The 25,368-nt window shown below is 63.5% G+C and carries 25 protein-coding genes and 1 other RNA gene; 13 read left to right on the top strand and 13 right to left on the bottom strand.

Annotated features, from left to right (window positions below; translation table 11 throughout):
- Positions 1-27 precede the first annotated feature (27 nt).
- Complete coding sequence (locus AC4HIX_RS03630; RefSeq protein ID WP_490397925.1) at positions 28-408, top strand: VOC family protein; 381 nt, start codon at positions 28-30, stop codon at positions 406-408.
- A 57-nt stretch (positions 409-465) separates the two neighbouring features.
- On the opposite strand, the gene AC4HIX_RS03635 is transcribed toward AC4HIX_RS03630, so the two are convergent.
- The 6 genes from AC4HIX_RS03635 to AC4HIX_RS03660 form a co-directional block, all read right to left on the bottom strand.
- A complete protein-coding gene (locus AC4HIX_RS03635) occupies positions 466-2,106 on the bottom strand; it encodes a BCCT family transporter (protein WP_490397926.1) in 1,641 nt (546 codons plus the stop codon).
- Positions 2,107-2,189: 83 nt separating this feature from the next.
- Positions 2,190-2,609 (bottom strand): universal stress protein, encoded by a 420-nt coding sequence (locus AC4HIX_RS03640; RefSeq protein ID WP_475052462.1) that lies wholly within the window; start codon positions 2,607-2,609, stop codon positions 2,190-2,192.
- A 194-nt stretch (positions 2,610-2,803) separates the two neighbouring features.
- A complete protein-coding gene (gene acuI / locus AC4HIX_RS03645) occupies positions 2,804-3,796 on the bottom strand; it encodes an acryloyl-CoA reductase (protein WP_490397927.1) in 993 nt (330 codons plus the stop codon).
- Positions 3,797-3,807: 11 nt separating this feature from the next.
- Positions 3,808-4,911, bottom strand: a complete 1,104-nt coding sequence (locus AC4HIX_RS03650; RefSeq protein WP_475052466.1) for a dimethylsulfoniopropionate demethylase — start codon at positions 4,909-4,911, stop codon at positions 3,808-3,810.
- Between the two features lie 69 nt (positions 4,912-4,980).
- Complete coding sequence (locus AC4HIX_RS03655) at positions 4,981-5,613, bottom strand: DUF1326 domain-containing protein (RefSeq protein ID WP_475052468.1); 633 nt, start codon at positions 5,611-5,613, stop codon at positions 4,981-4,983.
- A gap of 15 nt (positions 5,614-5,628) precedes the next feature.
- The gene (locus AC4HIX_RS03660) at positions 5,629-6,399 is read right to left on the bottom strand and encodes a DUF2182 domain-containing protein (protein WP_490397928.1); all 771 of its coding nucleotides are present in this window, start codon (positions 6,397-6,399) and stop codon (positions 5,629-5,631) included.
- Between the two features lie 125 nt (positions 6,400-6,524).
- Between AC4HIX_RS03660 and AC4HIX_RS03665 the strand changes: the two genes are divergently transcribed.
- The 7 genes from AC4HIX_RS03665 (at position 6,525) to AC4HIX_RS03695 (ending at position 11,681) form a co-directional block, all read left to right on the top strand.
- Positions 6,525-7,253 (top strand): FadR/GntR family transcriptional regulator, encoded by a 729-nt coding sequence (locus tag AC4HIX_RS03665; protein ID WP_475052472.1) that lies wholly within the window; start codon positions 6,525-6,527, stop codon positions 7,251-7,253.
- Between the two features lie 21 nt (positions 7,254-7,274).
- A complete protein-coding gene (locus AC4HIX_RS03670) occupies positions 7,275-7,526 on the top strand; it encodes an aspartate aminotransferase (RefSeq protein ID WP_490397929.1) in 252 nt (83 codons plus the stop codon).
- A 115-nt stretch (positions 7,527-7,641) separates the two neighbouring features.
- Positions 7,642-7,991: a transfer-messenger RNA gene (gene ssrA, locus AC4HIX_RS03675) on the top strand.
- A gap of 438 nt (positions 7,992-8,429) precedes the next feature.
- Positions 8,430-8,855: a nuclear transport factor 2 family protein gene (locus AC4HIX_RS03680; protein WP_475052476.1), complete on the top strand. Its 426-nt coding sequence runs from the start codon at positions 8,430-8,432 to the stop codon at positions 8,853-8,855.
- A 149-nt stretch (positions 8,856-9,004) separates the two neighbouring features.
- On the top strand, positions 9,005-9,820 hold the full coding sequence (locus tag AC4HIX_RS03685; protein WP_490397930.1) for a chromate resistance protein ChrB domain-containing protein: 816 nt from the start codon (positions 9,005-9,007) through the stop codon (positions 9,818-9,820).
- Positions 9,817-11,088, top strand: coding sequence for a chromate efflux transporter (gene chrA, locus AC4HIX_RS03690; protein WP_490397931.1), 1,272 nt, complete (start codon positions 9,817-9,819; stop codon positions 11,086-11,088). Before AC4HIX_RS03685 ends, chrA begins: the two co-directional genes overlap by 4 nt.
- A gap of 119 nt (positions 11,089-11,207) precedes the next feature.
- Positions 11,208-11,681, top strand: a complete 474-nt coding sequence (locus AC4HIX_RS03695) for an SspB family protein (protein ID WP_475052482.1) — start codon at positions 11,208-11,210, stop codon at positions 11,679-11,681.
- 61 nt (positions 11,682-11,742) lie between these two features.
- On the opposite strand, the gene AC4HIX_RS03700 is transcribed toward AC4HIX_RS03695, so the two are convergent.
- Positions 11,743-12,255 carry a hypothetical protein gene (locus tag AC4HIX_RS03700; protein WP_490397932.1) on the bottom strand — a complete coding sequence of 171 codons (513 nt, stop codon included), beginning with the start codon at positions 12,253-12,255 and terminating at the stop codon, positions 11,743-11,745.
- Positions 12,256-12,506: 251 nt separating this feature from the next.
- On the opposite strand from AC4HIX_RS03700, the gene fumC reads away from it, so the two are divergent.
- From fumC to AC4HIX_RS03720, 4 genes are read left to right on the top strand one after another with little or no spacing between them, the layout of a single operon-like run.
- Positions 12,507-13,901 (top strand): class II fumarate hydratase, encoded by a 1,395-nt coding sequence (fumC, locus tag AC4HIX_RS03705; RefSeq protein WP_475052486.1) that lies wholly within the window; start codon positions 12,507-12,509, stop codon positions 13,899-13,901.
- Entirely contained in the window at positions 13,901-14,089 is a 189-nt protein-coding gene (locus tag AC4HIX_RS03710; protein ID WP_490397933.1) for a DUF4169 family protein, read from the top strand. Before fumC ends, AC4HIX_RS03710 begins: the two co-directional genes overlap by 1 nt.
- The gene (locus AC4HIX_RS03715) at positions 14,086-14,304 is read left to right on the top strand and encodes a ribbon-helix-helix domain-containing protein (protein ID WP_475052492.1); all 219 of its coding nucleotides are present in this window, start codon (positions 14,086-14,088) and stop codon (positions 14,302-14,304) included. The genes AC4HIX_RS03710 and AC4HIX_RS03715 overlap by 4 nt, the downstream gene beginning before the upstream one ends.
- Positions 14,305-14,327: 23 nt before the next feature.
- Positions 14,328-14,555, top strand: a complete 228-nt coding sequence (locus tag AC4HIX_RS03720; RefSeq protein WP_490397934.1) for an N-(5'-phosphoribosyl)anthranilate isomerase — start codon at positions 14,328-14,330, stop codon at positions 14,553-14,555.
- A 48-nt stretch (positions 14,556-14,603) separates the two neighbouring features.
- Here the strand turns inward: AC4HIX_RS03720 and AC4HIX_RS03725 are convergent, their stop codons facing one another.
- From AC4HIX_RS03725 to AC4HIX_RS03735, 3 genes are all read right to left on the bottom strand, one after another.
- The gene (locus AC4HIX_RS03725; protein ID WP_490397935.1) at positions 14,604-15,959 is read right to left on the bottom strand and encodes a cytochrome P450; all 1,356 of its coding nucleotides are present in this window, start codon (positions 15,957-15,959) and stop codon (positions 14,604-14,606) included.
- Positions 15,956-17,224, bottom strand: coding sequence for a hypothetical protein (locus AC4HIX_RS03730; protein ID WP_490397936.1), 1,269 nt, complete (start codon positions 17,222-17,224; stop codon positions 15,956-15,958). Before AC4HIX_RS03730 ends, AC4HIX_RS03725 begins: the two co-directional genes overlap by 4 nt.
- 91 nt (positions 17,225-17,315) lie before the next feature.
- On the bottom strand, positions 17,316-18,068 hold the full coding sequence (locus tag AC4HIX_RS03735) for a cytochrome c biogenesis CcdA family protein (RefSeq protein WP_490397937.1): 753 nt from the start codon (positions 18,066-18,068) through the stop codon (positions 17,316-17,318).
- Positions 18,069-18,162: 94 nt separating this feature from the next.
- Here AC4HIX_RS03735 and AC4HIX_RS03740 point away from each other — a divergent pair, with 94 nt between their 5' ends.
- A complete protein-coding gene (locus AC4HIX_RS03740; RefSeq protein WP_259969652.1) occupies positions 18,163-18,396 on the top strand; it encodes a sulfurtransferase TusA family protein in 234 nt (77 codons plus the stop codon).
- A gap of 202 nt (positions 18,397-18,598) precedes the next feature.
- Here AC4HIX_RS03740 and AC4HIX_RS03745 read toward each other — a convergent pair whose 3' ends face one another.
- The 3 genes from AC4HIX_RS03745 to AC4HIX_RS03755 all read right to left on the bottom strand — a co-directional run bounded on the left by AC4HIX_RS03745 (position 18,599) and on the right by AC4HIX_RS03755 (position 25,339).
- Positions 18,599-21,610, bottom strand: coding sequence for an Rne/Rng family ribonuclease (locus tag AC4HIX_RS03745; protein ID WP_490397938.1), 3,012 nt, complete (start codon positions 21,608-21,610; stop codon positions 18,599-18,601).
- 587 nt (positions 21,611-22,197) lie between these two features.
- Positions 22,198-23,535 (bottom strand): sigma-54-dependent transcriptional regulator, encoded by a 1,338-nt coding sequence (locus AC4HIX_RS03750; RefSeq protein ID WP_475052505.1) that lies wholly within the window; start codon positions 23,533-23,535, stop codon positions 22,198-22,200.
- Positions 23,536-23,566: 31 nt separating this feature from the next.
- Positions 23,567-25,339: an ATP-binding protein gene (locus AC4HIX_RS03755; protein ID WP_475052508.1), complete on the bottom strand. Its 1,773-nt coding sequence runs from the start codon at positions 25,337-25,339 to the stop codon at positions 23,567-23,569.
- Positions 25,340-25,368 lie beyond the last annotated feature (29 nt).

Consider the following 25,368-nt stretch of genomic DNA (forward strand, 5'->3'; position numbering starts at 1 on the left):
CCCCCAGGCAAACATGGAGGATTTGACATGGCCTTTACTCCCAAGGATTTCCTGGTCTGGGGCGAGCTGCCCGTGAGCGATCTGGACGCGGCAGTGACGTTTTATTCCAAGGTCACTGGTGCGGACCTGAGCATCGACACCAGCGGCCCCAACCCGATTGCGATGTTCAAGCCCGCCGATCAGGCGGCCGGCATCGCGCTGCATCTCTACCCCGGAAAACCCGCGGGCGACGGCCGCGGCCCGACACTGCACCTGGCGGCCGAGGGCGAACTGGAGGATGTGATGGAACGGGTCACAGATGCCGGCGGCAAGGTGGTGTCGGAGACCATCGCCATCCCGCCGGGGCGGTTTTTCTATGCCACCGACCCGGACGGCAACTCGCTCGGGTTCTTCAAGTACAACGGCTGACAACGCAAAACGCCCCGGCTGCACGGCCGGGGCGTTTTGCCGTTTTCTGAAGATGCCTCAGCGCGCTTCGGTCAGCAGCCCGCGGAAGATTGCCCAGCACATCAGCAGCAGAACCACGGTGAACGGCAATCCGGTGGAGATCACCATCGCCTGCAGCGCCGCCAGACCGCCGCCCAGCAGCAGCACGATGGCAACGGCACCCTCGAAGATGCACCAGAACACCCGCTGCGGCACCGGCGCATCGACCTTGCCGCCTGCGGTAATGGTGTCGATCACCAGCGAGCCGGAGTCGGACGAGGTCACGAAGAACACGACCACCAGCACGATCCCGACAAAGGAAGTGATCCCGGCCAGCGGCAGCTCACCCAGCATCTTGAACAGCTTGAGTTCCAGCGACGCGTCCTGCGCCCCGGTGAAGCCGTCGGCCAGCACCTGATGGATCGCGGTGCCGCCAAAGACGCTCATCCACAGCACGCAGACAAGGCTCGGGATCAGCAGCACGCAGATCACGAACTCCCGCACCGTGCGGCCACGGCTGACGCGGGCGATGAACATGCCCACAAACGGCGACCAGCTGATCCACCAGGCCCAGTAGAAGGCGGTCCAGCCCTGGCTGAAGTTCACGTCCTCGCGCCCGATCGGGTTCGACAATGCGGGCAGGTATTCGATGTAGGCCACCAGGCTGGTGGCAAACCCCGTCAGGATCGCCACGGTGGGTCCGGCCAGCAGCACGAAGACCAGCAGCAGAAAAGCCAGCCCCATGTTGATTTCCGATAGCACCTTGACGCCGCCGTCCAGGCCGCGCAGCACCGAGATCAGGGCAACCGCCGTGATCGCGGAAATCAGGATCACCTCTGTGGTGGCACCCATCGGCACCCCGAACAGCTCATTCAGGCCGGCATTCGCCTGCGTCGCCCCGAACCCCAGCGAGGTGGCAAGACCGAACAGCGTGGCGAAGACCGCCAGGATGTCGATGATATGGCCGGTCCAGCCCCAGACACGCTCCCCGAAGATCGGGTAAAAGGCTGAGCGGATGGTGAGCGGCAGGCCCTTGTTATAAGTGAACAGCGCCAGCGCCAGTGCCACGATGGCGTAGATCGCCCAAGGGTGCAGCCCCCAATGGAAGATCGTTGCCGCCATGCCCAGGCGCACAGCCTCCGCCTCATTCCCGGCAGCTGCGCCCAGCGGAGCCCAGTCAGAGCGGGCACCGCCGCCCTCCGGCTCGGCCGTGCCGCCAAACGCGGTGGAGAAGTGGCTCATCGGCTCGCTGACGCCATAGAACATCAGGCCAATGCCCATACCCGCCGCGAACAGCATCGCGAACCAGCCCATGTAGGTGTAATCCGGCGTTGCCTCATTGCCGCCCAGCCGCACGCTGCCCCAGGGGGAGACGATCAGAAACAGGCAGAACAGCACGAACAGGTCTGCCGCGCCGAAGAAGAACCAGTCAAAGGTGCTGGTCACCGTCGGGCGCAGCCAGTTGAAGAATGCGCCCGCCTGCTCCGGCAGCGCCAGCGCGTAGAACACGAAGGCCACGATGACGAGGCCTGAGACCAGGAACACCGGGTTGTGGATGTCGACACCGAACGGGCCGATCTGAGTTTCGATGTTATCCTGCCCGATCTCGTATTCGGTATCGATGATATCCGCTTCGCCTTCCGGGGCGGGGATACCCTGATTTGTGGTTTCGTCAGCCATTGCGGCCTCCTTCCCTGTAAACTTCGGCCCAATACTCTTTGGCCCCGCAAGCTGGCGCCTGCGCTTTTAAAGGACCCCCACGGTCAGCTTTCACGAACGACCAGCACCGATACCGGTGCCTTCTCGGCCACGCGCCCGCCGTGGGCGTGGAACAGATAATCGCTCACGCTGGGAACATGGCTTGCCATCACGATCAGCCCGGCCCCGGTATCGCTGCAGGCCTTAACCAGGGTGGCATCCAGGTCCACCGCCGGATCGTGGCTGACAATGGCATGGCCCGAAGCGGTAATGCTGTGCTTGGCTGCCTGGCCGGACGCGAACTCATCGAGTTTTGCCGCATATTCCTGCGGGTTATGCGCCACCTTGCTGGGCTGGGGTGAGGTTACCCCCACGAAAATCACTTCTGCGTTGTAGAGATGCGCGAGATCCGATGCCATTTTCAGCGCCCGCTCAAGGCGGTCGGCGTGGGCCAGATCGACGGGCACCATGATTTTGGAATACACGGTCTCCCTCCTCTTGCTTCAAATTATATGCACCGCCGGCGCGGGGCCGGAAGAGCACCGGGCGGAGCGCTGCAGAGGCCGCGCAATTGCGGCAATGCTCCGTCCCTCTGGTCCGCGGAAGAGCCGCGGCACACATGAAAAACGCGCGGACAGCGCCGCGCGTTCATCCGGTAGATGCAATTTATTATAAGGATTTAGGCGTTGACGTCCACCACGACGCGGCCCTTGACCTGGCCTTTGAGGATATCCGCACCCAGTTGCGGCAAGTCGCTGAGTGTAGCGGGCTGGATCATCGCGTCCAGCTTGTCCATTGGCAGGTCCTTGGCAATCCGCTGCCAGGCGCGCACACGGTTGTCGTAGGGCTGCATGACCGAATCGATGCCCAGCAGGTTCACGCCGCGCAGCAGGAAGGGGATGACGGTCGCCGGCAGCCCGGCACCGCCTGCCAGGCCGACTGCCGCCACCGAGGCACCGTATTTCATCTGCCCCAGCACCCGCGCCAGCATGGCGCCGCCGACGGCGTCCACGCAGCCCGCCCAGGATTCGCTTTCCAGCGGCCGCTTGGTGGTCTCGTTGATCTCCTCGCGGGCCACGATCTGGGTTGCGCCAAGCGTTTTCAGGTAGTCAGCGGTTTCCGGGCGGCCGGTGACACCAGCGACCTCATAGCCGAGGTTCGCGAGAATTGCGGTGGCGACCGACCCCACGCCGCCCGCGGCACCTGTGACCAGAACCGGTCCGTGGCCCGGCTCGAGGCCGTGGTCCTCAAGCGCCATCACCGCAAGCATCGCGGTGAAGCCTGCAGTGCCTACCGCCATCGCGTGGCGGGTATCAAGACCTTCGGGCAGCGGCACCAGCCAGTCCGCGCGCACATTGGCCTTTTGGCTGTAGCCGCCCCAATGGGCCTCGCCCACGCGCCAGCCCGTCAGCACAACCTTATCGCCCGGTTTGTACCGGTCATCCGAGGAGGCCTCGACGGTGCCGGCAAAGTCGATGCCCGGCACATGCGGGTACTTGCGCACCAGCCCGCCGCCCGGACCGATGCAGAGCCCGTCCTTGTAGTTCACGGTGGAGTATTCCACCGCCACGGTCACCTCGCCCTCGGGCAGCTGATCCAGGCTGATCTGCTCGACCGCGGCAGAGGTCTTGCCGCTCTCTTCGTCCTTGTTCACAACCAATGCGTTGAACATCTGCCTTCTCCTTAAATCCAGAATGTGTCGCGCACGGAGGCTGTGCGCATACCGTCAGGTGTTTCCACCTCAAGTTTCGTGCCCGCATCCCAATGGGTCATGCGGATCATGCCGATAGAGACGTTGGTCTCAAAGTCCGGCGACCAGGCGGCGGAGGTCACCTGCCCCACCCGCTTGCCATTCGCAAAGGCAGGCCATGGCCGGTCGCAGCCTGGCACGGCATCGCCGTCAATCGCAATCGGGCGGATCTGCTGCACCGGCCCCTCCTTGGCCACCCGCAGCAGGGCGTCGCGGCCGATGCAGCCAATTGCCGTATGGGTGTTGCAGAACTTGCCCAGGCCGCATTCATGCGGGGTATTGTCGTCGGTCATGTCGTTGCCGTAGCTCAGCAGACCGCCTTCGATCCGTTCGATCAGGTTGGGGCAGCCGGCCCGGACCTGCAGATCCTCGCCCGCTTCAAACAGACGGTTCCACAGCGGCATCCCAAGATCGCCGCCTTCGAGGTAGATCTCATAGCCGCCCTGCTTGGAATAGCCGGAGCGCGCGATCACCATGTCGCGGCCCTCGAACTGGAAGATGCCGAAGCGGAAGAAGCGGATCTTGCGCACCTCCTCGCCAAAGACACGGGCCATCAGGTCGTCCGCGCGGGGGCCTTGGATTGCGAGCGGCGAGACATCCGGCTCATCCACCAGCACATCCAGCCGCCAGCCGTTGGCGATGCCCTTGACCCACAGCAGCAGGTCGCTGTCGGCAATCGAGATCCACCAGCGGTCGTCGCTCAGCTTGACCGCCACCGGATCGTTCAGCATGCCGCCGGTCTCGTCGACGATGGGCACGTAGAAACACTGGCCTGCCGTCATGCCGCGCAGGTCCCGCGGTGTCAGCATCTGCATCAGCCGCCCGGCGTCGGGGCCGCGCAGCTCCACCTGGCGCTCGCAGGCCACGTCCCAAACCTGCACGTGGCGCTTCAGATGGCGGTAGTCCGCTTCCACGCTTTCGAAGACAGTGGGCAGCAGCATCCGGTTGTAGACCGTATAAGCCTTGACGCCGGCGGCTTCGACGCCTTCGGAAAACGGGGTGCGCCGAAGGCGGCGCGACGGGGAAATCAGGGCCATGGCTATTCCTCCCAGAACCATGTGCAGTATGCCCGGCGGCCGCAGACGAGCCGCCGCCGGAAAAGCCGCTTATTTCGGGCCGTGCCAGTCGATCTGGCAGATCTCGGCAGAACGGCCATCGAAATCCCAAACCCGGCCAAAGGCGCGGACGCGGCCTTTGGTGGCGGTGGCGACGGTGATGTCGGGGCCCATCCAGTATTCGGTGTTGGTGACAACGATGTCCTTGCCGTCCTTACCCTCAACCGGGACCACAGCGCCCTGGATCTTTTTGCCAACCATCAGGCGGCGCTCCTTGCCTTCGGTCTCGAAGGTGACCGGCGCGCGTTCGGCGCCCAGGAACTCGCCCACCAGCATGGAGAACAGCCCGGTGGTGCCGCGCGCCGCGCCCGAGAAGATCGCGACCAGCGCGTCATAGGCGTCTTCCGAGGCGCGGTCGTCGATATAGGCCGCCGCTTTCCAGTTGCCGCGGCCCATGTTGCCGGGGATCTCCAGGAACAGGCCGACGTTCAGGCCCGACAGGTCAACCCCGCCGTAATCGCCCGCGTCGATGCGCACACCCGCCCAGGCCTGGCAGTGGCCCTCGGTCGGCGGGTGCTTGCCCAGCGACACCACGCAGGGGCAGAACACGGTGCAGTTGCAGTTGAGGATAAGCTCCCCCTTGATAGTCCAGGGCACGGTGCCCGTTGCGGCGTCCAAGGCCATGTCTTAGTCTCCCTCTCAGATAATCCCTGCCGCCAGTGCCAGCGCCGCAATCACCAGCCCCGCACCCAGCGGTTTGGTGATGTAGCGGCCCAGGTCCGGCAGCTTCTCCAAAATCATGATCACGGTCGCGAGGCCCATGAAGGCGATGTTCATCGTGCCGCCCGCGAATGCCAGCAGCATCAGTGCCCAGCAGCAGCCCAAGCACACCAGACCCAGCCGCAGCCCGTTGCGCAGCGGGCCCTCGTCCCAGTGCTGCATGAAGAACACCAGCGGGCGGCGGCATTTGCTGAGGCAGGCTTCCTTCACTGGCGAGAACTGGTAGCCGCCTGCGACCAGAAGCAGCCCTGCCGACAGGTAGCGCGAGTTGCTGTCGCCAAAGGCGGTGAGCAGATCTGCCTGGAACAGCCCCAGCTGCAGTACGGCGGCCAGCGCCGAAAAGCCCAGCCACACCGCCAGATAACCGCCCACCAGCCGGGTGAAACTGGTGTCGGGCGCGGTATGGGACAGGTCCTCATAGGTGGCAAAGGCGGGCAGCGCGGTCGGCGCCATCATCGCCGCCGACATCAGCGCCCACATCATCAGCATCTTGCCAAAGCCCGCCGCATCCGGGGTCAGCGTGCAGAAATCGCGCCAGAAATCGGGCCCGTAGATCGCGCCAGCCGCGCGCAGCTCGGCCGGCACCGACATCGCATAAAGCAAGACCCACGCACCCAGGATCAGCCCGAACAGGCCCAGCCAATGCCAGCCTCCCATGGTTCTGATCCGTTGTGCCAGAATGGCTTTCATGGCGCGCTCCGGGTAAGAGGGTCTGCGACTCACGTCTTGAGTTTTAAATGTCAGACTTTTAAATGTCAGACAAATGATTTCTTGCCGGGCCAGATCCGGCATTACGCAGCGTCAGGATACCGGGTATGAAGATTGATCCCAACAGCTCCGCCGATCTTTCGGTTCAGATAGCCCAAGCGATCAAGGATGCCATCATTTCCGGCGAGCTGATTGTCGATGAGCGGCTGCCGTCGGAGGCGGAGCTGTCGGATCACTTCCAGGTCTCCCGCCCGACGGTGCGCGAGGCGCTGAAACGGCTGGCGGCGCAATCGCTGATCCGCACCCAGCGCGGCGCGGCGGGCGGTGCGTTCGTGAACCGGCTGAGTTTCGAGGACGCCTATTCGCAGCAGATCACCACGTCGACCCTGCTGCTGAGCATGAACGCGGTGAGTTTCGATACCGCCTGCGAGGCGCGCTACGCGCTGGAGCGTGCCTGTGCACCGCTGTCAGCCGAGCGCCGCAGTGCCGACCATCTGGCGACGATGCGGGCGGAGATCTTCCGCCAGGGGCAGCCGGGCCTGACCGACGAGGCCTTCTGCGCCTCTGACGTGGCGTTTCACCGGGCACTGGTGGATGGCGCGGGCAACCCGGTGCTTTCCTACCAGCTGGCCGGCGCGGTGGAGGCAATGCAGCCCTTGATGAACATGATCACCTTCACCGCCCGCGACCGGGAGGCGATCACCGGCCTGCATTCCCGCATTGCCGATGCCATCGAGGCAGGCGACGGCAGCGCAGCAGTCTCCGGCCTGCAGGACCTGGAGAGCGAAACCCGCAAGCTGGCTTCCGACGTCTTTGCCGCGCGGGCGCAAAGATAGGCAGTCAACACTTTGTTAACCATGACCCGGGACACTGGCGGCATGGTCAAACCCGGCTCTGCCCTTTCCCCCGAAGTCTGGCTGCGCGATATCTTCGCCTGCAAGGCGGTGCAGAACGGCCAGGTGCTGCGCCGCAAGATCCGCGACATCGAGCGCTATGCCGGGATGGAGGCCTTTCTGGCCGAAGTCCGCGCCCGCGGGTTTCAGGCAGTGCTGAACCGCGAGCAGGTTGTCGTCTTCTGCAACAGCGCCCCGATCCGCAGACTGGTGTGACGGCGCCGTTTTCCGGCGCGGAAAACGGCCAGAAATCCTGCGAGGATTTCTGGCGGCACAGCACCAGTTTTCCGCGCCGGAAAACTGGCCGGAATCCTCGCAGGATTCCGGTTGCCCCCTTTGCAACCGCACAGAAGCGCATTATATAGCTGCTGTTCCCTTGTGGAACTATGGACATAAACGCGCTCGTAATAAGCGGATCGGACCCGGGGGCGGTACCCGGCGGCTCCACCAAAATCCTTCGTTTGGGGATCATGGGGCCGAAACAGGATCGACGGACGTCTAAAGGGGTTTGCTTTGTCTCGGCGGGGTGCCACCGTACCGGCCCAAACAGTACAATTGCAAACGACAATCGTGCTCCGGTTGCTCTGGCTGCGTAAGCAGTTCGAGGAATCGAAATCTAAGCCCTTGCGCCTAGCCGCGTAAGGCGGGGTTCGCAGGTACCTGGCAACAGAAACCTGCACTTCCTCCACCACTGCAGGGAAAGGGCTTCGGCTGGTCTGCGGTGAATGCCTAAAAACTTTATGTTAGAGCTGTAATTCCTGCAGCCACAGGCTAGGATGCCGGAGTATGTACCGGAACCGGCCTGCAAGAAAACTGCCCATGCCATTGCCTGCGCGATGTTGATATCCCGAAACTGCAACAGCAGCCCGGCGAACCCGGAGTGTTCCCCCCGACCTGCTCTGCCGCCCGCCGCCAGAAACACTGCGGCCAGCTGCCCTGCCCCACTGATGCCTGCCTGACCAGGCACGGCTTTACGCGACGAAAAGAATGACTCAGCCCCTCACCGAACCTGCAACTGAAACTGAAACTGAAACTGAAACCATAGTTACCCGCCGGGCCGCTGCGTCCGCACCCCAGACGGCCATGGCGGCGCCATTTGATCCGGCCAGCATGGCAGATATGCCTTTGACCCGTGTGCTTCACTACTGGTTCGAAGAAGTCTGGGGCAAAGGAAACCTGAATGCCGTTCCCGAAATCATGGGCCGCAACACGCTGATCTCCGGGGCGGTCTCTGCCCTGGCAGAACCGGAAAGCGATTACGGCGAGGTGGTCGCAGCGCTGCGCAACCTGCTGGGCCCGATCAAGGTGACCTTTACCCATGTGATGGAGACAGACGAATGGGTCTCTGTCCGGATGCTGGCAGCAACCAGCAATCCCCGCGACGGCGAGCCGTTTGAAATCACCGGCCAGGTCATGGCCCGGGTACAGGACGGCAGGATCACCGAGATGCACTCCAACATGGATTATTTTCGAATGTTCGAGAAGCTGGGGCAATTGCCGCCTGAGGCCATGGCCATCTGCCTGACCGGTGAGCGGCTCAGGTAGCTGGCGCTTACTCTCTGCCGGCGGCGGCTCCCGGGCTTGACAGGGCTGCCCCGGCTGGTCTTTTTAAAGACAGGGGGACAACCGCGAACGCCCCGTGAGGCGACAGCCCAAGGTTCGCATGTTAACCTTGCTTGCGAGGAGACATGCCCATGGCTGCCCCGAATGAAATCACCCCCGCCCAACTGCTGCGCCTGATTGGCACCCCCAACGCCCCGGTACTGGCCGATATCTGCACTGAAGAAGACTTTGCTGCCGACCCCTATCTGATCCCGGGGTCCTTCAGGCATTCGCATTCGGATATCGAGGGCCTCAAGGCCCGCCTGAACGGGCGGCGCTGTGTGGTGATCTGCCAGAAGGGCCTCAAATTGTCGCAAGGCGTGGCGGCTTGGCTGCGCAATGACGGGATCGTAGCGGAATACCTTCAGGGCGGCATGCACGCCTGGCGCGACCTCAAAGGCGCGCCGCGCCTGCCCTTCGAGGCCCTGCCCGCTCCAGTGGGCGGCAGAACCCTGTGGGTGACCCGGCATCGGCCCAAGATCGACCGTATCGCCTGCCCCTGGCTGATCCGCCGCTTTGCGGACCCGGAGGCGCGCTTTCTGTTTGTCACGCCCTCTGAGGTGACAGCCGTAGCCGAACGCTTTGGCGCCACGCCATTCGATACCGAGGATGTGTTCTGGTCGCACCGGGGCGAACAATGCACCTTTGACACCATGCTGGACGAATTCGGCCTGCGCACGCCCGCGCTTGACACCCTGGCCCGGGTTGTGAGAGGCGCCGATACCAACCGGCACGATCTGGCACCCGAGGCAGCAGGGCTTCTCGCCCTTTCGGTGGGACTGTCGCGCCAGTACAAGGACGACCATCAGCAGCTTGAGGCAGGCATGACCCTTTATGACGCGCTGTACCGCTGGGCCCGCGATGGCCAGGGCGAAGGCCACGACTGGCCCGCGGACCGCAAGGCATGAGCCATCCCGGCTGGGCGGAGATGTTCCGTGTGTTCGGGCGCATCGGGGTGCTGAGCTTTGGCGGCCCGGCGGCGCAGATTGCGGTGATGCACAAGGAGCTGGTCGAGGACCGCCCGTGGCTGAGCGAGGAGAGTTTCCTGCGCGGCCTGTCCTTTTGCATGCTGCTGCCGGGACCGGAGGCGATGCAACTGGCCACCTATACCGGCTGGAAGATGCGCGGCACCGCCGGCGGGCTGCTGGCGGGGCTGCTGTTCGTTTTGCCGGGCGCGGCGGTGATTGCCCTGCTGGCCTGGCTCTATGTGCAATACGGCACCCTCCCCGCGGTGCAATCGGCCTTTCTGGGCATCAAGGCCGCTGTTGTCGTCATCATCCTGCAAGCGCTGCGGCGGCTGGCGGCCAAGGCGCTGCGCCACAGGGTGGACTGGATGCTGGCCGGGTTCGGCTTTGCCGCGCTGTTCCTGCTCAACTTGCCATTTCCGCTGGTGGTGCTGGCCGCGGCGGTTACCGGATATTTTCGCAAGGCAGAAGACCCGGATCTGCCCGCCTCCGCCGCACCGTTTCAGGCGGCCAGCACACTGCGGACCGTTGCCGTCTGGGGCAGCCTTTGGCTGCTGCCGCTGATCGCGCTCAGCCTGTCCGGCGCGGGCTTTCTGGCCGATGTGGGCTGGTTCTTCTCCAAACTCGCCGTGGTGACCTTTGGCGGGGCATACGCGGTGCTGGCCTACATCAGTCAGACGGTGGTGAGCCAGTTCGGCTGGATCACTGCCGGGCAAATGATCGACGCGCTGGGACTGGCCGAGACCACCCCCGGCCCGCTGATCCTGGTCACCCAGTTTGTCGCCATGCTGTCGGGCCTGCTGCAGGACGGGCTGGGCCTGTTTCTGGCCGCGGGTGCGGTGGCGTTGTGGGCGACCTTCATGCCCTGCTTTCTGTGGATCTTTGCCGCCGCGCCTTATGTGGAACGCATAGCAGCGCATCCGCGGCTGGGCATGGCGCTGAAGGCGGTGACCGCCACGGTCGCGGGCGTGATCCTGAACCTGTCGGTCTGGTTCCTGATGCATGTGGCCTTTGCCGGAACGCAGGTGTTTGAGGCAGGCATCCTGCATGTTCCCGTCCCCGTCTGGGACAGCGTGGACACGCGGGCCGTGCTGCTGGTTTTGCTGGCGCCGCTGGCCGCCTGGACCGTGCGCGGCAATATGCTGCTGCTGCTTGCCGCGATGGCCTGCGCCGGTTTAGCCATTGCGGAATTCCCGTTTGCAATCAGCTGACTGCGACGGCCACCGGAGGGCCGTGCGGTTCCAAGAATTTTTTCGCTGACCGAAAGGGCGGTCTTTTGTTTCCGCCAGAATCTCTTATGCTTGAGAACAAATGAACAAGGGGTGACTGCATGTCCCGTGAAATCGACTATGGCAACCTGATGCACACTGCCATGCGCGGCCTGATCCGGACCGTGCTGCAGGACATCGCTGAGAACGGCTTGCCCGGTAACCACCACTTTTTCATCACCTTCGACACGGCACATCCGGATGTGGAACTGGCCGATTGGCTGTCCGACCGCTACCCGGGTGAAATGACCGTGGTCATGCAGCACTGGTTCGACAATCTGACTGTGGATGACGAGGGGTTTGCCGTCACGCTCAATTTCGGTGACTCGCCCGAACCGCTCTATATTCCTTATGACGCTATCCGCACCTTCGTGGACCCGTCGGTGGAATTCGGCCTGCGTTTTGAAAGCGCCGATGAGGAGCCGGAAAGCTATGCAGCGGTGCCGGACGCCGACGAGGAGCAGGACAATGTCCAAGCTCCTGCAGAAGAAAAGAAAAACGCCGATATCGTTTCACTGGACAGCTTCCGCAAATAACGCGGAAGACCATCCCGGTTAACGTCAGGCGGCCTCGCAGGCCGCCTTTTTCTTGTCCGGATTACTGCCGGGCCAGGAAAGTGCTCAACTGCCGCCGGGGCTCGCCGTTCAGGCGCGAGGTATACTCCAGATCCAGACCGCCTTCGGCCAAAGTCCGGTCGTACTGCTGCATCTCGTAATCGCCGTTGGGGTGGATATACAGCGAGAACACCGTCAGCTTATCGCCAGTAATCCGGCCCCAGACAAACGGCTCGCCCTCCATTGGATTGAGCGGCACCGAATGGCCAAAGACGTTGCGCGTCATGGCTGCGGAGAAGACACCGTTGCGGCCGCTGGGCAGGAATTCGATCTCATAAGTCTTGGATTTCCGCCGACCGTCGTCTTTTTCAGTGGTGGAGGTCCATTTGATGGTGAACCCCTTCTTCATTTCGCGGATCACAACACTCATGTCCCGGGGATCGGTGTCACCATCAGCCTTCACGATCTCGACGCTGCCGGCGTATTCGCCAACAAAACGGGAAATATCGGCGCGCGCCCAATGCGGCAGCAGCAAGAGGGCCCCCGCCACAAGCATAGCAGCTAGGCCCAATGGGATTTTGAGAGTTCGCAAATGCGTCGGCACGTCGCAATTCCTTCCGGATGTCCAAGCCTGCCCTCGCACTGTAATCATAGCATGGTTTCAGGCAATGGCATGTCTTGGATTGCGCCAATTCGGCACTATACCTGACCGCGTGATTGGCTATGCTGCGCGCAACTGGCCAATTGCACTGCAGCAGCGCGCAGGCTAAACGGCATACAATCGCATACGCAACGGAGAGAAGACGGATGTCCGAAACCCGCACCGAAACCGACAGCTTTGGCCCGCTTGAGGTCCCCGCAGACAAGTACTGGGGCGCGCAGACCCAGCGTTCGATCATGAACTTCCCGATCGGCTGGGAAAAGCAGCCGGTTGCCATCGTGCGCGCGCTTGGCGTGATCAAGCAGGCCTGCGCCATGGCAAACAAGGAGTCGGGCAAGCTGGACGCAAAGATCGCAGATGCCGTTATCCAGGCCGCCAGCGAAGTGGTGGCCGGCAAGTTCGACGACAACTTCCCGCTGGTGGTGTGGCAGACCGGCTCCGGCACGCAGTCCAACATGAACTCCAACGAGGTGATCGCCAACCGCGCGATTGAGATCCTGGGCGGCGTGATCGGCTCCAAGGATCCGGTGCACCCGAACGATCACTGCAACATGGGCCAGTCCTCCAACGACACCTTCCCCACCGCGATGCATATCGCCACCGCGATGATGGTGCGCGACGTGCTGGTGCCGGGCCTGACCAAGCTGGCCGAAGGGCTGGAAAAGAAGTCCGAAGAGTTCAAGGACATCATCAAGATCGGCCGCACCCACACCCAGGACGCGACACCGCTGACCCTGGGCCAGGAATTCGGCGGTTACGCCCATCAGATCCGTCAGGGTCTGGCGCGGGTCGAGGCGGCGATGCCCGGCATCTACGAGCTGGCGCAGGGCGGCACCGCTGTCGGCACCGGCCTGAACACCCAGAAGGGCTGGGGCGAGACCGTTGCCGCCAACATGGCCGAGATCACCGGCCTGCCCTTTGTCACCGCACCCAACAAGTTCGAGGCGCTGGCGGCGCATGACGCCATGGTGTTCCTGTCTGGCGCGCTCGCGACCATCGCGGGCAGCTGCTACAAGATCGCCAACGACATCCGCTTCCTCGGCTCCGGTCCGCGCTCCGGCCTGGGCGAGCTGATCCTGCCGGAGAACGAACCCGGCTCCTCGATCATGCCGGGCAAGGTGAACCCGACCCAGGCAGAGGCGCTGACCCAGGTCGCCGCCCACGTGATGGGCAATGACGCGGCGATCAAGTTCGCAGGCTCCCAGGGCCATTTCGAGCTGAACGTCTACAACCCGATGATGTCCTACAACCTGCTGCAGTCGATCCAGCTTTTGGGCGATGCCGCGGACAGCTTCACCGAGCGGATGCTGAACGGCATCAAGGCCAACGAGCCGCGCATCGACAAGCTGATGAAGGAAAGCCTGATGCTGGTCACCGCGCTCGCGCCGACCATCGGTTACGACAACGCCACAACCGTTGCCAAGACCGCGCACAAGAACGGCACCACCCTGAAGGAAGAGGCGGTCAAGCTGGGCTTTGTCGATGAAGCCACCTTTGACGCGGTGGTGCGGCCTGAGCAGATGATCGGGCCCAAGGACTGATGGCAGGTTCCGGTTCAGGGCCGGTCAATCTGAACCGGTACAGAAAAGAAAAAGCGCGGGCCGAGAAAAGGGCCCGCGCTGACCAGAACGCTGTGACCTTCGGACGGACCAAGGCGGAAAAAGACCTGGACAAGGCGCGCAACGCGCAAGAGGTCAAACGCCTGGACGAGCACAAGCGCGACGAATGAACTCCCGGCCCAAGAAGCATTCCTTGACCCTGCGCGGGCACCGGACGTCGGTGTCGCTGGAGGATGACTTTTGGGACGCCTTCCGCGAGATCGCAGCCACAGAAGACCGGGCAATCAACGACTTGGCAGCCGAAATTGACGAAAGCCGCGGCGAGGATTGCGGGCTGGCCTCCGCCATCCGGCTGTTTGTGCTCCGGCGGTTAAGAGCGCGTTAACCGCAAATTGCAATCATCGGTTCATGCCGGTACCTGCCCCTCTCTCTGCTGACGCTTGGCTGCAGCAATTGTTCCGTTCCCAGGCGGCGGCCAAGGGTGGTGTCATCCGGCGGCAGAAGCGCGATATAGAACGGCTGCTCGGCTGGGACCGGTTTCGGCAGGAACTGAAACGCCGCGGATTCCATGCCGTGGAAAACGCAGGTCAGGTCGTAATTTTCTGCAATCAGGACGCCGTGCGCATCATCCAGTGACGCAAATTTCTTCGAAGAAATTTGCCAAGAAAATTCGAATTTTCTTGGCTAGCGTTTCGAAAGCTGCAGCCATATCCCGTTTTTGGACCGCACCGTAAGATGCGCTACCGGCACCGGTGCTTTGCCCGCCACCGGTTCGACGCGGAACTGGCGCAAGATCATCGACAGGATCAGCGGCCCCTCCACCATGGCAAACCCCGCCCCAGTGCAGACGCGGGAGCCTGCGGAAAACGGGATATAGGCTTCCCGCTGGCACTTCTTGCCGTTCTCCGTCCCCCAGCGTGCCGGATCAAAGCCGTTCGGGTTCTCCCACAGCCGCTCGTGCCGGTGCAGGTGCCAGGGGCTGAGAACCATCTGCGCGCCCTTGGGCACGTCACGGTTGCGGAACTGTTCGGGACAGGTGGCCTCGCGCACCATCATCGGCACCGGCGGATACAGCCGCAAGGTTTCGCGGAACACATCGCGGCTGATCTTCAGCCTGGAGACAGCGGCAAAGCTCTCGTCGTCCAACGCCGAAGCCTCTGCCGCCACCTTCTCCTGCCACTCAGGGTACAGCGCCATCAGATAGAGCGCCCAGGCTAGGGCAGAAGCGCTGGTTTCATGGCCCGCGAGGAAGAAGATCGCCACCTGATCGACCATTTCGGCAGTATCAAACGTGCTTCCGGTCTCCGGGTCGCAGGTGGTCATGATTTTGCTCGCCAGATCATCCGGCGCGCTGCCCGCCTTGATCGCCACCATCCGTTCAGCCGTCAGTTGGGCAATCAGCCTCCGGATCGTCTCAGCGTTCCGGCGGGTGCCGCGGCGGAAGAACCGCGGCATCCAGCGCGGCAGCGGCACGAAGGCGGCCAGGTTGAGCAAGGGCTGGCTGCGCTGGTAGTCGCGGAACCGAATGAAGACCTGTCCGGCCACCTCATGCTCGATCGGAATTGAAAACAGCGTGCGGAAAATCACATCCGCCGCCGCGTGGGAGGTTTCCTCCTCGATCTCCACCGGTCCCGTCCGCCCTTCCAGCCGCTGGACCGCCGCCTCTGCCGCGGCGCGCATCGCCGGATAGGTATCCTTGAGCCGTCCCCCCTCAAACGCAGGATCAATGATCCGCCGCTGCCGCTTCCAGGCTTCGCCATTGGTCAGGAACACGGAATTGCCGAGCAAGGGCTTCAGACCCTCGGCAATGCGGTCCGACTTGGGGAAATCGTCCGGACGCTCCTTCAGTAAGAGCTTCACCAGATCCGGCTGGTTGACCAGGAAGGAGCGGAAAAACGGGGTGCGGAACTCGGCCATCCAGGCGCGGTAGAGGCGCGCGGGCTGGGCCGAGAGGATGTCCTGCCGGAACAGCCTCACATAGCGCCACAGAGACACCCGGTCGGGGCGCGCCGGCGGTTTCGGCGGCAGCACTTGCGTCATTCCGCGGCCACCGACGTGAATTTCGACACCGGCACGTCGATCCGTGACTGCGAAGGTTTGCGGTCCCTGTAGCGCTCTGCCAGCGTCAGCGGGCCGGCTGTGATCCGGAAGTAGTCATAATCGCCCGGCCGGTCGAAGGCGCAGAGATACTGGAAATGCAGCCGGAAGAAGCGCCAGCGCAGCTGCTGCCAACGCTCCGGGCTGAGGGTCTGGGTGAATGCGGCGGAGAACACCAGCGGCCAGCGTTTGCCCGCTGGCGCAACGCCGCTGACCGCGACCGGATCGCACAGCGCAAAGGCGCAGCCGTCGCCCGGGGCGGTGACATCCACCCAGGCAAGCTCCTCGCACTGCGATAGGTATTTCAGGTCAGCCCGCAAACGTTTGGCCTGCGGCAGGAAGGAAACCATTGGCACCACCTGCCCCAGTGTCAGGAACCCCAGCGCCGGGCGGGTGTCCGGAACGCCCTCCCGGATCTGGTCCGCCAGCACCGACACGCCCACATGCGCGCCGGAGGAATGGCCGACGACCAGCACCTCATCCAGACTTTTGTCCTGCAAGGCCTCGGCAATAAGAGCACGGAATTCCTTCATCCGCGTTTCCATCTCCGGCGGGATCGCGCCACGGAAGGCGGCCGAATGCGCGTAGTCGTGCATCAGGTAATAGGCGAAGAACTTGCCATCGCGTTCCTTGAACCAGCGCAGCAGCGCATATCCGGCGCCAAGGCCCAAGGCCCAGCCCGGCAGCCATGTGAAAGTACCGCCAACCCCGGCCGCGACTGCAAGAAGACCAAAAGCATGGGCAACACCCCAGGCCACCAGCAGCGCCAGCAGCGCCTGCAAGAGCAGCATTCCCACCGGGTAAAGCGCCGCAATCACCGGCCCCTTGCGCAGCCGCATCAGCCGCCTGAGCGCCCCGGTTGAGATATAGATCCAAGCGGTGCGCAACAGCTGCCAGTAGGTCCCGGGGATCGTCGCCTCCATGCTGCCGCGCACGATGTCGGACCAGACCAGCACTTCGATATCCGTCTCAGTCCGCTGCCCGTCCATCTCAGCGGCCGTGTGCCAGCCGTAGGGGCCTATGGTCCGTTTGGGGGACAGCGTCAGGCTGTAGCCGGAAATCTGCGCCTGCGCGGCACCCTCCTTGCGGTAGAGCTCGCGGTAGCGGCGCGGGTGAATCGGGTCATAGCCGGGGATGTAGAATACCCGGCGTTTGCGCACCTGCTGGGGGTTGGAACCGATTTGATCCACACTGTCCTGCTCTGACATTTCGAAGGCAGACTAGCAGCGCAATCCGGCAAGAGTAAGGCCGGGAGGGGCAAAGAAAAAGGGGCCCTGAGGCCCCTTGGAAATGCCGGGCTCAGCCCAGTGTTGCCAGCGCCGGGAAGGTCTCCAGCAGCCACCAGGAGAAGGTGGTGAACAGGCCGGTGACCAGCATGATGCCGACAAACAGCAACAGGCCGCCCATAGCCTTTTCAATCACACCCATGTGGCGCTTCATCTTGTTCATCAGCGTCATCGAACGGTTGAGGAACATCGCCGCCAGCAGAAAGGGCACGCCCAGGCCCGCGGCATAAACGCCCAGCAGGATGGTGCCGCGGCTGACCGAAGCCTCCGATGCGGCCAGCGACAGGATCGCGCCCAGCTGCGGGCCGATGCAGGGGGTCCAGCCAAAGGCAAAGGCCAGCCCCAGGACATAGGCACCCAGAGCGGAGCCGCCAGATTCGCCGGCCTCCATCCGCGCTTCGCGGTCCAGCAGCGGAATGCGGAAGACTGACAGGAAGTGCAGGCCGAAGATAATCACCACAACACCTGAGACTTGCGCGAAAAGCTCTTGATTCTGCAGCACAAACGCACCGAAAGCGGACGCCGTGAAGCCCAGCAGCAGGAACACCGTGGACAGCCCCAGCACAAAGAAGAGTGCGGCAATGACGGCCTTACGCCGCGCGGCAACCGTGCCCTGCATCTCGCCGATGGTAACGCCGCTCATATAGGCCAGATAGGGCGGCACGATGGGCAGCACACAGGGCGACAGGAAACTGATCACGCCGCCCAGCAGCGCCACCAGCATGGCAGGGAGCAGCCCTGCGTCGATGATCTCGATTCCAAACATGGTCCAACACTTATGCCAGCAGGCGGCCAACGTCACGGGGACGGCTGGTCACATCCTTGTGGACAGCATGAAACATCCCCCTTATCTGAACACCATGAGCGAGATCAAAGAGACCCTTGATGCAATCGGGCTGCTGTGCCCCCTGCCCGTCCTAAAGGCGCGCAAGCGGCTGAAATCGCTGCAGCCCGGCCATGTGCTGCAACTGCTGGCGGACGACCCGGCGGCTGTGATCGACGTGCCGCATTTCTGCAATGAGGCAGGGCATGAGTTCCTGGGCCACAGCGAAGGCGCAGACCATCAGATCTACCTGATCCGCAAAGGCGGCTAGGCCGCGATCCCCACAACCGCCCGTGCCTGGGAGCGCCGGAATTCTGCGTAAATTCCGGCTTGGAAAGCACATGTTTTCCGGGCGGTTTCCCGCGCAGGTAAACGATGGCCCGCGTGCCGTCAGGAGATCCGGAGTTGCCGGCAGCCTTGAATGAAAAAGGCAGGCCTGGCGGCCTGCCTTTTCCCTTACTCTTGTGCCTGGCTCAGCCGCCCATCGACCACCAGCCGCGGCGTTTCGGCTTGGGCGGGGCTGCCGGTTCCGGTTCAGCCGCGGCACCAGCCATGGCAGGCTCCGGCTGCTTTTCCTCTTCCGCAGCGACGGGTTCCGGCTGGGCTTCTTCAGCAGCGGCAGGCTGATCCTCCGCGGCTTCCGCAGCGGGTTCTTCAGCAGGCTGCACTTCAGCCGCTTCGGCCGCTTCCGCAGGCTCCTCAGACGGTGCGGCATCTTCCACAGCGGCCGCTTCTTCGGCCGGAGCGGCCTGTTCAGCTTCCGCAACCGGTTCTGCGTCCTTGGCGGCGGAGTCCTCGGCGCTGTCAGCAGCCGCTTGTTCCGCGGTCTCTTCAGCCGGAGCCTCCGCAGCAGCCTCTGCCACAGGTGCTTCGGCAGTTTCAGCCGCGACCGGTGCTTCCTCTGCGGCGGCTTCTGAACCTTCAGCATCTGCCGCGGTCTCTTCGCTGGCCTCCACGGCTTCCGCCTCAACCTGCTTTGACTTCGGCTTGCGCGAGCGTGTCCGGGTGCGGGAGCGTTTCTTCTCCTTCACCTCTTCCGCGGCAGGTTCTTCCGCTTCAGCGGCAGTTTCCTGCGCCTCTGCGTCCTCTTCCTTCGGTTGATCCTGATCTTCGGAAGTTTCGTCGCCGTTCTCACCCGCCTGGGCCTGATCGCCGTTTCCGGACTTGCGGCGGCGACGGCGGCGGCGCTTGCGCTTGGGCTTGTCATCCTGCGGCGCGGCTTCTTCAGCGGCCTCCGCGGCGACGGGCGCCTCTTCCTCGTCCTGCTGCGCCTCGTCCGCGTCCACCTGATCCATGATCGAGGTGTCAACCGACACCACCGGAGCCGTGGCCGCAGGCACAGTGCGTGACGCGGTCTTGAATTTCTCCAGAACAAAGTCCGGGCTCACCAGATGCGCGTCGCCTTCGATGCGCACGGACAGGCCGTAACGCGCCTCGATCTGGGCGATATGCTCGCGCTTCTGGTTCATCAGGAAGTTGGCGATGGACACCGGGCAGCGCACCAGCACCTCGCGGGAGCGGCGGCGGGTGCCCTCTTCCTCGATCTGGCGCAGGATCGACAGCGCCATCGAGTCGTCCGAGCGGATCAGGCCGGTGCCGTGGCAATGCGGGCACGGCGCGGTGGTGGCCTCGATCATGCCGGGGCGCAGGCGCTGGCGCGACATTTCCATGAGGCCGAAGCCGGAGATCCGGCCCACCTGGATGCGGGCGCGGTCGGTCTTCAGCTTGTCCTTCATGCGCTTTTCGACGGCAGCGTTGTTCTTGCGCTCGTCCATGTCGATGAAGTCGATCACGATCAGGCCCGCAAGGTCGCGCAGACGCAACTGGCGCGCCACCTCTTCGGCGGCCTCCAGGTTGGTCTTGAGCGCGGTTTCCTCGATCGAGGCTTCCTTGGTCGCACGGCCGGAGTTCACGTCGATCGCCACCAGCGCCTCGGTCACGCCGATCACGATGTAGCCGCCGGACTTCAGCTGCACCACAGGGTTGAACATGGCGCCCAAGTAGCTTTCGACCTGGTAACGGGCGAAGAGCGGCAGCGCGTCCTGGTAGTGCTTCACGTTCTTCGCATGGGACGGCATGATCATTTTCATGAAGTCCTTGGCGATGCGGTAGCCGCGGTCGCCTTCCACCAGAACCTCGTCGATCTCGCGGTTATACAGGTCGCGGATCGAGCGTTTGATCAGGTCGCCCTCTTCGTAGATCTTGGCGGGCGCGATGGATTTCAGCGTCAGTTCGCGGATCTGCTCCCACAGGCGCTGAAGGTATTCGTAGTCGCGCTTGATCTCCGCCTTGGTGCGCTTGGCACCGGCGGTGCGCACGATCAGGCCCGCGCCGGTCGGCACGTCCAGTTCAGAAGCGATGTCCTTGAGTTTCTTGCGGTCCGCAGCGTTGGTGATCTTGCGGGAGATGCCGCCGCCACGGGCGGTGTTGGGCATCAGCACGCAGTAACGGCCAGCAAGCGAAAGGTAGGTGGTCAGCGCCGCGCCCTTGTTGCCGCGCTCTTCCTTGACGACTTGCACCAGCAGCACCTGGCGCACCTTGATCACTTCCTGGATCTTGTAACGGCGCGGCCGCGGTTTGCGCGGCGGACGAATGTCCTCGCTGTCGTCTTCGTCAGCGACAGATTCAATGGTTTCATCCTTGGTGGCCGCGTCGGCCCGGCGGGAGCCGCCGTTTTCATCGCCCTCGTCACCAGCAGCATCATCGCTGGCAGGCTCTGCCTTGGACTCCCCGGCGTCCGCTTCGGCCTCAGCCGCCGCAGGCGCTTCTCCGGTCTCTTCCGCAGTCTCTTCTGCCGCTGCTTTTTCAGCAGGAGCAGCCTCTTCAGCGGTCTCTTCCACCGCTTCTGCAGGCTCTTCGCCCGCTTCGGCAGGCGCGTCCGCCTCGGCGGGGGCTTCGGCCTCGTCCTCCGGCTCTTCCACCGGGGTTTCCGCGACGCGCTCCACCGGCGAGGAGCCTTCGGGCACCTCGGCCAGTTCCGCCGGGACGTCCTCGGCTGCGGCGCTGTCGCTCAGGTCGATGGTTTCCATCCCGGCAATCTCGCCGGTTTTCTCCTCGGAGACGTCAACTTCCTTGGTCTCCACTGCATCATCAGAGGAGGCCTTGGCCGCCTTGGCGGAAGACTTGGACCGGCGCGACCGCTTGGGCTTGGAGGGCTTTTCTTCCTCGTCTTCGTCGCGGGCGCGCATCGCCTCGGCGTAGGCGCGTTCTTCCTCCATCAGGGCCTCACGGTCCGCGACGGGGATCTGGTAATAGTCCGGGTGGATTTCCGAAAACGCCAGGAAGCCATGGCGGTTGCCGCCATAGTCCACAAACGCCGCCTGCAGCGACGGTTCGACCCGGGTTACTTTTGCGAGGTAGATGTTGCCAGCAAGCTGGCGTTTGTTTTCGGATTCAAAGTCGAACTCCTCAACCTTGTTTCCATCGACCACCACAACGCGGGTTTCTTCCGCGTGGGTGGCGTCAATAAGCATCTTCTTTGCCATGTTTCCTTGGTGCACCTGCCCTGTGCGCCCGCAAGCTGTCTGCTTCCAGGCGGCCGCGCGCGTTTCGGGTGGTGTCTTGTCAGGGCGATCTGGGACGGCGCGGTGCAGCAGGTGGTCCCGGGGTCTGTGCCCGGCCTTCCTGCCTCAGTGCTCTTCGCTCTCGCGCGCGTCATCGCGGTTCTTCTCCGGCAGGCTGGCCGCAGCCTTCCCTGCCCTATAATCCCTGCGCCGGCTGTAATTCCGGCTCGGGCGCTACACTGCCCCCTTGGTCAAGGGGGCCAATCGGTCTGGCTGCAGCTTTCTCGGATCGTGCCGGACAAAAGCCGAAGCCAGCGAAACTCATCAGTACGGGGGAAGCCAATTGCCGGTTTCCGGCCCGTTGGGACAGCATAAGGCCTGTGGATAGGTAATGACAATGGTCATTCGTCACCGCAAAACCTGAAAATGAAATCAGATTGCCGCTATCCGGAAAGCCGTTAATTTTCCGTTTAAATTCAGCACAAAACCGGAATTCCGCAGGAACTCCGGCTGGAAAAAACGTGCTTTCCGGGCCGCTTCCCACGCCGGGAAACGGCCCGGAAGAGAGATCAGGCCAGATAATCCGAGCGCTGCAGGCCGTATTTCGCCATTTTCTCGTTCAGCGTCCGGCGCGGCAGGCACAGCTCGTCCATCACGCTGGCGATCGAGCCCTTGTGGCGGCGCATGGTGTTGTCGATCAGCATCCGCTCGAAGGCTTCGACGTACTCCTTCAGCGGCTTGCCTTCGGTGGTCATCACCGGCTGCATCTCCTCGTGATCGGACATCAGGAGCGACGCGATGGTGCCGGAGCCACGGCGCGATTGCAGGACCGCGCGTTCGGCGATGTTGATCAGCTGACGGACGTTGCCGGGCCATGGCGCCTGCAAGAGCTGCGCCGCTTCCTGGGCGCTGACCTGCGGTGCATCGCAGCCGTATTCTTCGGAGAATTGCTCGCTGAGGCGGGTGAACAGCGTCAGGATATCCTCGCCGCGCTGGCGCAGCGGCGGCACGGTGATGCGCAGCGCGGCCAGACGGTAGAACAGGTCCGGGCGCAGCGCGTCCTCGCAGGTTTTGCCGGCTTCCTGCAAGTTGGAGATTGCAATGATCCGGGTCTCGGCAGGTGTTCCCTGCTCGTTGATCACGCTCAGCAGCTTGGCCTGGAGGGTCTCGGACAGCGCGTCAATGTCTTCCAGCACCAGGGTGCCGCCGCGGGCTTCCTCAATTGCGGGCAGCATGCTGTCTTCGGGCTGCATCGGGCCAAACAGGCGTTTGGACAGCGCCTCCTCTTCCAGAGCCGCACAGGACACAAGCACGAACTTCTTGCCCGCCCGGCTGCCGACTGCGTGCAGCGCGTGGGCGACCAGTGTCTTGCCGGTGCCGGTTTCGCCGTCGATCAGCACGTGGCCATCGGCCTGGCCCAGGTCGAGGATGTCCTCGCGCAGGCGCTCCATCACCGGGCTCTGGCCGATCAGCTTCTTCATGATCTGGGAGCCGTCCGACAGCTCGCGCCGCAGCGCCCGGTTGTCTAATGTCAGGCGGCGGGCGCCGGTAGCGCGCTTGGCCAGTTCCGACATGCGGTCCGGGTTGAAGGGCTTTTCGAGGAAGTCAAAGGCACCCACGCGCATCGCCTCCACCGCCATCGGGACATCGCCGTGGCCGGTGATCATAATCACCGGCAGCGCAGAGTCGGTGCCCATCAGCTTCTTCAGGAACTGCATGCCGTCCATGCCCGGCATCTTGATGTCAGAGATCACAATCCCCGGGTAATCCGGCCCCAGCACCTTGAGCGCTTCCTCGGCGCTGGAGAAGGTCTCCGTGTCATAGCCTGACAGCGCCAGCCACTGGCTGATCGACTGCCGCATATCCTGTTCATCATCAACGATCGCGATTTTCATAGCCTGGGCCATGCGCGTTCTCTCCTAATCACTCCGGGCCGCTTCACTCAGCAGCCTCTATACCGTCCACCAGGACCGGCAATTGCATCTCAAAGACCGCGCCGCCATTCTGGCCATTGCGGGCGGTCAGCCGTCCCCCAAGGTCGTTGACGATCCCCGAGGAGATGGCAAGACCCAAACCGACCCCGTCGCCGGGCTGCTTGGTGGTGTAGAAAGGCTCGAACAGATTGTCGAAGTCCTTGATCCCCCCTCCATTGTCGCGCACCGACAGCGTTGCCGTCTCACCGGCCGCCAGCAGAATTTCCACCTCAGGGTCCGCCACGGATTTGGTGGCGTCCAGCGCATTGCGCAAGAGGTTGACCATAACTTGCTCCAGGCGCATCCGGTCGCCCATCACCATAACAGGTTCTTCGGGTAAAATCCGGGTGATTTTCACATGCCGCTGACGCAGCTGCGGCTCCATCATCGACAGGCTGGATGCCAGCGCATCACCCAAGTTTACAGGGCTGAACGCATCGCCGCCCTTGCGCGCGTAGGATTTGAGCTGACGGGTGATCGCGCCCATCCGCTCGATCAAATCGTCAATGCGCCCGAAGGAGGCCAATGCCTCATCCGGGCGGTTGCGGTTCAAGAGCAGGCGGGCGCCGGCCAGATAGGTTTTCATCGCCGCCAGCGGCTGGTTCAGCTCGTGGCTGACAGCGGCCGACATCTCGCCCAAGGCGGCCAGTTTGGAGCTCTGCGCCAGGCTCTGTTCGGCCACGGCAAGGGTCTTTTGCATCCGTTCGCGCTCGGCGATTTCCCGCTGCAAGCGCGCATTCAATACGCGGAGCTCTGCCGACTCCCGCTGGAACAGCGCCATCCGCAGCGCGGTCTTGCGGCTCAGCGCATAGAAGGCGAGCGCCAGAAGGATCGCGAATCCCATGATTTCCAGTGCCAGCACGGCATTTACGCGCTCCCGCACCGAGGAATAGGTGGTGAAGGACGCCATCCGCCAGCCCTGGAACGGCACCCGGGTTTCCAGCCGCATCACCGCCTCGCCCTGCAGGTAGGCGTCGGGCGGCAGCGCGGTCCAGTCGGTGGTGGCGCGGATCGCCCGCTGGATCGCGCCTTCGGGCGTCTGCAGCGTCAGCGCATCCCCCTCCTTGAGGCCGCGCCAGCGCGCTTCCGTCGCCAGGATGATGGTGCCGGTGCTGTCGGTGACCAGCACCGCGTCGGAGATCCCCGCCCAGGCGCGCTCGAACTTTTGCAGGTCTACCTCGACCACAATCGCGCCCAGGACGCCGGTCGCATCAATGATGCGGCGCGAATAGGTAAAGCGGTAGCCGCCGACCTCGCGCGGGATCACCGAGAACACCGTCGACTTGGCCCGCACGGCATCGACAAAATAGGCAGCATTGCGGTGGCTCTCGCCCAGCCGGTTGCGGTCGGTGGCAGCCACCGTCCGCCCGTCCTGCGCCAACAGCATGATGGAGGCCGCGCCGATCTCATCAACAAAGGAGATCAACCGCTGGGTGGACAGGGAGAAATCGCTGGACTGCAGCGCCGAGATCAAGGTCTGGTCGCGTGCCAGCAACTGCGGCACGATGGCGTGCTGGCGCAGCTCGCTGAGCAGGTTGCCGGAATAAAGCGCCAGCCGCAGCTCAGCCCGGTTGCGGGTGCTTTCGGTGAACCGGTGGGTCAGCGCCCGGTTGGTGGTCCAGACGGTGATCGCCGCGACCACCATGAACAGGACAAGCGCCAGCCGCGCCCGCCATGAAATCGTGCGGGAACCAGCCTTGGCCTTGCCTTTGGTCGTTTCAGAGCGCGGGGCGGTCATAACCAATACCTATTGCGGCCGCCCCGCAT

Source organism: Leisingera sp., from assembly GCF_982940295.1.

Excerpts from the sequence above, each read along its gene's own strand:
- AC4HIX_RS03630 (WP_490397925.1), top strand. The coding sequence starts at position 28 with ATGGCCTTTACTCCCAAGGATTTCCTGGTCTGGGGCGAGCTGCCCGTG.
- AC4HIX_RS03635 (WP_490397926.1), bottom strand. The coding sequence starts at position 2,106 with ATGGCTGACGAAACCACAAATCAGGGTATCCCCGCCCCGGAAGGCGAA.
- acuI (WP_490397927.1), bottom strand. The coding sequence starts at position 3,796 with ATGTTCAACGCATTGGTTGTGAACAAGGACGAAGAGAGCGGCAAGACC.
- AC4HIX_RS03650 (WP_475052466.1), bottom strand. The coding sequence starts at position 4,911 with ATGGCCCTGATTTCCCCGTCGCGCCGCCTTCGGCGCACCCCGTTTTCC.
- AC4HIX_RS03655 (WP_475052468.1), bottom strand. The coding sequence starts at position 5,613 with ATGGCCTTGGACGCCGCAACGGGCACCGTGCCCTGGACTATCAAGGGG.
- AC4HIX_RS03660 (WP_490397928.1), bottom strand. The coding sequence starts at position 6,399 with ATGAAAGCCATTCTGGCACAACGGATCAGAACCATGGGAGGCTGGCAT.
- AC4HIX_RS03665 (WP_475052472.1), top strand. The coding sequence starts at position 6,525 with ATGAAGATTGATCCCAACAGCTCCGCCGATCTTTCGGTTCAGATAGCC.
- AC4HIX_RS03670 (WP_490397929.1), top strand. The coding sequence starts at position 7,275 with ATGACCCGGGACACTGGCGGCATGGTCAAACCCGGCTCTGCCCTTTCC.
- AC4HIX_RS03680 (WP_475052476.1), top strand. The coding sequence starts at position 8,430 with ATGCCTTTGACCCGTGTGCTTCACTACTGGTTCGAAGAAGTCTGGGGC.
- AC4HIX_RS03685 (WP_490397930.1), top strand. The coding sequence starts at position 9,005 with ATGGCTGCCCCGAATGAAATCACCCCCGCCCAACTGCTGCGCCTGATT.
- chrA (WP_490397931.1), top strand. The coding sequence starts at position 9,817 with ATGAGCCATCCCGGCTGGGCGGAGATGTTCCGTGTGTTCGGGCGCATC.
- AC4HIX_RS03695 (WP_475052482.1), top strand. The coding sequence starts at position 11,208 with ATGTCCCGTGAAATCGACTATGGCAACCTGATGCACACTGCCATGCGC.
- AC4HIX_RS03700 (WP_490397932.1), bottom strand. The coding sequence starts at position 12,255 with ATGCTTGTGGCGGGGGCCCTCTTGCTGCTGCCGCATTGGGCGCGCGCC.
- fumC (WP_475052486.1), top strand. The coding sequence starts at position 12,507 with ATGTCCGAAACCCGCACCGAAACCGACAGCTTTGGCCCGCTTGAGGTC.
- AC4HIX_RS03710 (WP_490397933.1), top strand. The coding sequence starts at position 13,901 with ATGGCAGGTTCCGGTTCAGGGCCGGTCAATCTGAACCGGTACAGAAAA.
- AC4HIX_RS03715 (WP_475052492.1), top strand. The coding sequence starts at position 14,086 with ATGAACTCCCGGCCCAAGAAGCATTCCTTGACCCTGCGCGGGCACCGG.
- AC4HIX_RS03720 (WP_490397934.1), top strand. The coding sequence starts at position 14,328 with ATGCCGGTACCTGCCCCTCTCTCTGCTGACGCTTGGCTGCAGCAATTG.
- AC4HIX_RS03725 (WP_490397935.1), bottom strand. The coding sequence starts at position 15,959 with ATGACGCAAGTGCTGCCGCCGAAACCGCCGGCGCGCCCCGACCGGGTG.
- AC4HIX_RS03730 (WP_490397936.1), bottom strand. The coding sequence starts at position 17,224 with ATGTCAGAGCAGGACAGTGTGGATCAAATCGGTTCCAACCCCCAGCAG.
- AC4HIX_RS03735 (WP_490397937.1), bottom strand. The coding sequence starts at position 18,068 with ATGTTTGGAATCGAGATCATCGACGCAGGGCTGCTCCCTGCCATGCTG.
- AC4HIX_RS03740 (WP_259969652.1), top strand. The coding sequence starts at position 18,163 with ATGAGCGAGATCAAAGAGACCCTTGATGCAATCGGGCTGCTGTGCCCC.
- AC4HIX_RS03745 (WP_490397938.1), bottom strand. The coding sequence starts at position 21,610 with ATGGCAAAGAAGATGCTTATTGACGCCACCCACGCGGAAGAAACCCGC.
- AC4HIX_RS03750 (WP_475052505.1), bottom strand. The coding sequence starts at position 23,535 with ATGGCCCAGGCTATGAAAATCGCGATCGTTGATGATGAACAGGATATG.
- AC4HIX_RS03755 (WP_475052508.1), bottom strand. The coding sequence starts at position 25,339 with ATGACCGCCCCGCGCTCTGAAACGACCAAAGGCAAGGCCAAGGCTGGT.